Here is a 6,100-nt window from a genome sequence, read left to right as displayed (position 1 = left end):
TGGCTGGCCATGCGGGCGCTGCTGCGCGGCCAGGTCGTCGGCGTCTACGAGGCGGGCGTGGAGACCGACATGCCGACAACCCTGCGCGGCACGTTCCGGCAGCGGCTGAGGTGGGCCAGGTCGTGGTGGTGGATGCTGCCGTTCGCGTTCGCGCGGCTGAGCTTGAAGCAGCTGATGTCGCCGGCGGTCGGGCTGATCGAGCTGGTCATCACACCCATGGTGATGGCCTGGGCCGCGATCTCGTGGGTGCTCGGCTTCCAGCTGCGGCTGTCCCATCCGCAGGCTGCGCTGGCGTTCATCGGCGCCTATGCGGTCGTCAGGCTTGCTCTGTCTGTCTTGTACCTGGTGGGACGCCCGGGGATGCCGGCCCGGCAGAAAGCCCTGTCGCTGTTCATCGGGACCCCGGCTGCGATGCTGCTTAACCTGGTGCTGCTCATGCCGACCCGCTATTACGCCCTAGCCAGGCTGCACGACAACCGCTGGCAGACCAGGCAGGTGAAGGCGAAGGCCAGCACAGCATGAAACGGACGGCGAAGATCGCCATAGCGGCGGGCGTCACACTGATCATCCTGGCCACGGTCGGCCTCCTTGTTCTCGGTTCTCTCGCGCCGAAGCCTGCCAACCCGTCGGCAGGCGGGTTCCTAGGCGTGGCCGAGGTCGGCGAGACCGCCTCGTATCAGCCCGTGGAGGACTTCGCGGCGGCGGTGGGGCGCCAACCTGACATCGTGCTGTACTACAGCGGCTGGAAGGAGGCGTTCCAGCAGCGGTTGGCGGCTGAGGCGTACGCGCATGGAGCCACGCCGTTCGTTCAGATTGATCCGGAGCACACTAGCCTGGCCGTGATAGCCGCTGGGCACGACGACGGGTACCTGATCTCGTATGCCCGTCAGGTGAAGGCCTACGGACACTCCGTGATCATCGGCTTCGCGGCGGAGATGAACGGCTACTGGGATCCCTGGGGCTACGGTCACACGTCGCCAGCGGTCTTCGTGGCCGCGTGGCGGCACCTTGTCACGGTCTTCCGGCGTCAGGGCGCGAACAACGTGATCTGGCTGTGGACCGTCGACATCACCGAGCCCGGCACTGGGCCGGTACAGGACTGGTGGCCGGGCAACTCCTACGTGACCTGGGTCGGGATCGACGGATATTACTATCGGCGCGACTACACCTTCGGCGATGCGTTCCTGCCGACGATCGCAGAGGTGCGGATCTTCACCCAGCGCCCGATACTGCTGTCGGAAACCGCGATCGGCCAAGTCGCCGGACAAGCGGCAAAGATCCCCGACCTTTTCGATGGCGTCCGGGCCAACCACTTGCTCGGCTTGGTGTGGTTCGACCAGACGCAGTCCGGCGGCATCTACCACCAGGACTGGCGGCTCGAGGACAACCCGGCTGGCCTGGCCGCTTTCCGCCAGGAGCTGAAGACGTACCGCCAACCCGGAAAGAGCCTGAGTCCCCGCGCCGGCTCATAATCGGCTAGCGCCCGCGGCGGTATGTCCGGGCGCCTTCGCGGAAGGTTAGCAGGGCCGCTGGGCTGCTGAGCTGCCAGTTCTCGGGATGAGCGACGTCGAACCAGACGAAGCCGAGCAGCCCGTAGGATCGGACACCGGCGAATAGGTCGTCTATCTTCGCGGACTGGCCCGCGCTCGGCAACGCGGCGGTCTCCGAGATGAGGATCGGATCGCGGGTTATCTCGCGGACGGCCACGATCGTCGGGCCGAATAGCGAGCTGAACGCCGCGGACGGGTGATAGTAGTAGCCGTCTATCCCCACCCAGGTCACGTACGCGCTGCCGGGCCACCACCGGGCGGGACTGGGGACCTTGCCGTAATGCGGGTCGTCAATGACGTTGACTGTCCACAGCCAGGTGACGTTCTCCGCGCCCTCGCGCCGGAAGATCGTGACGAGGTGCCGCCAGGCGGCCACAAAGGCCCGGGGGGACGTCCCCCTGCTGCCCCAGGAGTACCAGTCGCCGTTCATCTCGTGGCCGAAGCTCACGATGAGCGGGCGGCGGTAAGCGCGAACGGCCTGGGCGTACGTCCGCAGATAGGTGTCGTACCGCCCCGCCGCGATGGAGGCGACGCTGACCCCGTCCGGATCGATCTGCACGAGCGGCACCGCGCCGTCATCGGCCACCGTCGTGGCGAAGCGCGCCTGGAAGGGCTCGAACCATCCGCTGTAGTACGGAACGAGGCGTGGCTTGACTCCCGTAGCCGCGGTGAATGCCGTCACTCCCGCGTACGATCCAGGCACCCCTGCGGCATACAGGCCCAGGTACGACGCGGGCGCCGTGGGCAGGACGGAGTGGCGCTGACCCTGGCCGACGGGCGCGGTCGTGCTCGGCTGCCGGGCCGCTGGCCCCACGACCGCCAGGACGACGGCCAGGATGCCGGCCACTCCGGCGGCGCCGATCGCGGCCGCGAGCCAGGCCCGGCCGGTCACCCTGGCTTTCCGAAGGCAGTAGCCCCCTTGCGGAAGGCGGCGATAGCGGCGGGGCTGCTGATGCCGAATGACTGGCCGATGCTGTTCGTGGAATTAAACCAGACGAACCCGAGCAGGCCGTACGACCTGACGCCGGCGAACAGGTCGTTTATCTTCGCTGGCTGCCCAGAGGTCGGCACCGCACCGGTCTCGGAGATAAGGATGGGATCAGTGGTGAGCGCGCGCACGGCACCGATGGTCGGACCGAACAACGGAGCGAACTGCCAGGACGGCTTGAGATAGTAGCCGTCGATTCCCACCCAGGTCACGTACGAGCTGCCGGGCCACCACTTGGCCGGATTGACGATACTGCCGCCCCGGGTGTCGTCGATGACGTTGACCGTCCACAGCCAGGTCACGTTCTGCGCGCCCAGGGCACGGAACAGCCCGACGATGTGCCGCCAGGCGGCCACGAATACCGCGGGCGACGTCTTCTTGTAACCCCACGGGTACCAGTCGCCGTTCATCTCGTGCCCGAAGCTCACGATGACCGGGTAGTGATAGGCACGAACTGCTTCGGCGTAGGCGCTCAGGTAACCGTCGTACCGGCCAGAAGCGATGTCGGCGACGCTGACACGCTCCGGGTCCATCTGCACCAGTGGGACCGCGCCATCACTGGCCACCGTCTTCGCGAATCCGGCAGGGAAGGGCTCGAACCATCCGCTGTAGTACATGACCACATCCGGCTTTGCCCCGGTGAGGCTCGCGAATTGTCTTACCCCGGTGTAAGTGCCTGGGGCACTGGGCGTGTACACGCCGAGGTAGGAATCGGCCGACGTGGGCAGGTGGTCAGGCAGCGGCCCTGTGCTGTCGGAGGACCGGTTGTAGAGGATGATGCCGACTGCGACGGCGGCCGCCGTCACCACGGCCACGCCGGCCTTGACCCACGACCTCTGCGGCCTGCCTTGCTTTGTACCTCGATGCTTCATCGGGCGGCTCCGTGCCTCATGATGTTTCCCCCTCCTGCTGAGATCGTCTCCAGATGCCTTTGCTGGGAGTTACCAGCGGCGCCACCATGTACAGCTGCACGCCGGCCAGGATCCCGGTCGCCCAGTACGGACGCCAGCCGTACTGGTGCACCCGCAGGGCCAGGCCGGACCACAGCAGCACCTGGACGACCGCGATCCAGCTGCACAGGATGCGGTTGACGGCTACGGGAACCCGGCCCCGGTCCGGCGAGGCGCCGGTCGGGACCCACTCGGCGACACGCCCGCGGATCGCGTACCAAACCGAATACAAGTGGCAGCACGAGTTGATGACACAAACCCGGTAGATCGTGGGCCGCCAGCCGCGGCTCAGCACGGGGAACACGAAGATGGACGCCGCGAGCGCGGGCAGGATCGGCAGGTAGTTGTGCGGATAGACGTAACCCGGATAAAGCCAGATCATCGTCAGCGTCGGGAACGGCCCGGTAAGCAGCAGCGCGGCCGACGACATGTAATAAAGGAACGCTGCCCAGAAGGCTGCCCGCTGCTGCCAGGTGTATGAGGCTTCCACGAAGTGCTTGTCAACCATCAGCAGCATCGAGGACCGGCACCAGCGCGCCTGCTGGTTGGCCAGCGACGGGAAGTCCGTTGGCGCCACGCCCATGGCAAGGCAGAGCGGTAGGTAGCGGGTCTCATAGCCGGCCCACGCCAGCTTCACCCCGGAATGGACGTCCTCGCCGATCGGCACCTGCGCGAAGCCGCCCGCCGCGGTCACGGCTGAGCGGCGGTACACAAGGTTCGTGCCCGCGCAGATGGCAGCGCGGTAGCGGTCCCTGGCCGGCTGGATAAACCGGAAGAACATCTCCTGGAGGGTGCCCGCGTACCGCTGGATGTAGCCGAACGAGCGGTTGCTGACGTCGTAGTACTGCGCTGTCTGCACGATGCCGACCCGGGCATCGGCAAAGTAGGGCATGGTCTCGTAGAGGAATTCCGGGCGCACCGCGAAATCGGCATCGATGACGACGATGAACTCTGCGGTGCTGACGGTGAGGGCATGGGTGAGGTTGCCAGCCTTCTTCATCTCACCGGGGTTCGGTCGCACGATGTAGGTGAAGTCGTACCGGCCTGCGAGGGCTCGCACTTGATCCCGGGCGGAATCGTCGAGCACGTAGACGGTCTTGGGGCCGCTCCAGGCCATCCTGCTCACGTACTGGAAGGTGTTGTCGAGCACGGCCAGCGGCTCGCCGCAGCTGGGCAGGAACACGTCCACGGTCTCGCCCTGCGACTCGTCGCCCGCCACGGTGGCCTGATGCTCGGCCAGGGTCAGCCTCGGCCGCCCGATTCGCAGCCAGAAGTTGACCACGACGGGCGGCACCATGACCATGAGCAGCAGCCACATGACCGGCTCGACAAGCCAGGCGTGCTCGGCCACGTGGACATAGCCGTAGAGAACCCCGGCGGAGGCGACGACCAGCCACGCGAACGCCCAGCGGCGTGGTTTGCCGAAGTACTTGTACTTTTCCCGGTCGTCAGGGGGCCGCGGCAGGTAGATTCCCAGTTGCTGCTGCGCGGCCACGGACTCAGCGACGGTCATGGTCACCCCTGGATCACCGCCCGGGCGCCGCAGCGCGCGACGCCCAGATGGTGAAACGGCCTGTGCGGCCAAGCACGTAGTAGCCGCCGGCCCGGCGCATGTCCGCGACGATCCCGGTGTCGGTAGCCGCGGTATCTCCGAAGTCGAGGATCACCAGCGAGAAGTAATGGCTGTCGATCGCCGCCCGGTAAGAAGGCGTCCCTGTCGGTCCGCCCTGGTAGCTGAAGTAATACGTGCTGGACCACCGCTGCCAGGAGACCTCGGCCTGTAGGTAGTAGGCCTCCACGTCGTAGTCTTCCGCCAGGTAGTGACCCGGATGGGAGCGGATCGCCGAGCGGAGCGCTCCGACGGCGGCTCCGGCATCCGGCCAGACCTTGAACAAACCAGTGGCCTGTCCCATCGAGCCGAACAGTGTCGAGGCGGCTATGGGCAGCGCCATAACCGCAGCCCACCCAGTGCCGGGATCGACTCGGCTCAGCCGGGCCATCGCATAGCCTGCCGCGATCGCCGCGAACCAGGCGCCGAACACGACATGCTTCTGCAAGCTGACCGTTGTATGCAGCCTGGCTTGCTCGGCCGGGGCCAGCAGGGCGGCGGCGGCCAGCACGGCAGGCAGCACCACGCCGCGAGTGGTCTCGCGGGTGGCCAGCACGGCGCCGAGCACCGCGAGGACCAGGATCAGGCTCATCCACACGTACGCGCTGTGCAGCACGGTAGCCACCGGGACGTCCGAGTGCGGCCGGGACAGTGTGCTGCTCGTGATGCCCAGCCAGTACTGCTGGCCGCCTGCCGTGACCGCCGCGATGACTGCGGCGCACCAGGAGCCGAGCACGGGCGGCAGCGCCGTCAGCCCGGCAAACCCTCCGCGCTTCCGCCACGCCGCCAGCGTCACGGTGACGAGCACCACCGGGGTAAACAGGGCAGTCGCGTACGTCACGGCGTTGGCTGCGGCCAGGGTCAAGCCGCTGGTGATGAGCAGAGCGGCCCGCGGCCAGGGCTGACAGTCCGCGGACCGGACGCCGAGCCACGCGGCCAGGGCGAGCAGGAACAATGCCAGCGCATCAAAGGTCGCGAAGGCGCCAAGGAACTGCGTTCCGGC

Annotated in this window: 6 protein-coding genes; 2 read left to right on the top strand and 4 right to left on the bottom strand. The window is 67.1% G+C overall.

The window, feature by feature from the left end:
* Both WA805_RS12635 and WA805_RS12630 read left to right on the top strand, forming a co-directional pair.
* Positions 1 to 522, top strand: a 522-nt coding sequence (locus WA805_RS12635) for a hypothetical protein (RefSeq protein ID WP_425242427.1), incomplete at its 5' end; no start/stop codon positions are given.
* A complete protein-coding gene (locus WA805_RS12630; RefSeq protein ID WP_422285454.1) occupies positions 519 to 1,472 on the top strand; it encodes a glycoside hydrolase family 26 protein in 954 nt (317 codons plus the stop codon). The genes WA805_RS12635 and WA805_RS12630, both read left to right, overlap by 4 nt.
* Positions 1,473 to 1,476: 4 nt before the next feature.
* Here the strand turns inward: WA805_RS12630 and WA805_RS12625 are convergent, their stop codons facing one another.
* The 4 genes from WA805_RS12625 to WA805_RS12610 all read right to left on the bottom strand — a co-directional run.
* Positions 1,477 to 2,442, bottom strand: coding sequence for a glycoside hydrolase family 26 protein (locus WA805_RS12625; protein ID WP_425242426.1), 966 nt, complete (start codon positions 2,440 to 2,442; stop codon positions 1,477 to 1,479).
* Positions 2,439 to 3,353: a glycoside hydrolase family 26 protein gene (locus WA805_RS12620; RefSeq protein ID WP_425242425.1), complete on the bottom strand. Its 915-nt coding sequence runs from the start codon at positions 3,351 to 3,353 to the stop codon at positions 2,439 to 2,441. Before WA805_RS12620 ends, WA805_RS12625 begins: the two co-directional genes overlap by 4 nt.
* 73 nt (positions 3,354 to 3,426) lie before the next feature.
* A complete protein-coding gene (locus WA805_RS12615) occupies positions 3,427 to 5,001 on the bottom strand; it encodes a glycosyltransferase family 2 protein (protein WP_422271158.1) in 1,575 nt (524 codons plus the stop codon).
* A 13-nt stretch (positions 5,002 to 5,014) separates the two neighbouring features.
* Positions 5,015 to 6,100, bottom strand: a 1,086-nt coding sequence (locus tag WA805_RS12610) for a hypothetical protein (protein ID WP_425242424.1), incomplete at its 5' end; no start/stop codon positions are given.

It is taken from the genome of Trebonia sp., from assembly GCF_049794275.1.
Classification (GTDB): domain Bacteria; phylum Actinomycetota; class Actinomycetes; order Streptosporangiales; family Streptosporangiaceae; genus Trebonia.
The sequence above is the reverse complement of the archived record's forward strand: the minus strand, read 5'-3'. Positions and strand labels throughout refer to the sequence as shown.